The following is a 246-nucleotide window of genomic DNA, read 5'->3' as shown; positions in this document are numbered from 1 at the left end:
ATCGGGCGAGTTGGAAGCGCGCGCAAATAATGGGCGCATCGAGCTGGAGACTGAAATGCTCGAATTTCCTGTGGCATTCGACACGGACAACGGGCGCATCGAAATCCGGACAGATACGGAACCGGTGAATGCCCGCATTGAAGTGCGCACCGGCAACGGCAGCATCGATATTTACGGGCGTGACAATGAAGAAACTGTGTTCGGCAGCGGAGAGGCATTGATCCGCCTCGCCTCGAATAACGGCAG

Annotated in this window: 1 protein-coding gene; it reads left to right on the top strand. The window is 56.5% G+C overall.

Translation table 11 applies throughout. The features are described 5' to 3' along the window. A partial coding sequence (locus R0J87_RS23330) for a hypothetical protein (protein WP_498889353.1) occupies nt 1–246 on the top strand: 246 nt, incomplete at both ends.

It is taken from the genome of Halomonas sp. SIMBA_159 (assembly GCF_046536035.1).
Lineage (GTDB): Bacteria > Pseudomonadota > Gammaproteobacteria > Pseudomonadales > Halomonadaceae > Vreelandella > Vreelandella venusta_A.
Note: the sequence above shows the minus strand (reverse complement) of the source record. Positions and strands in the feature narration are given on the sequence as shown.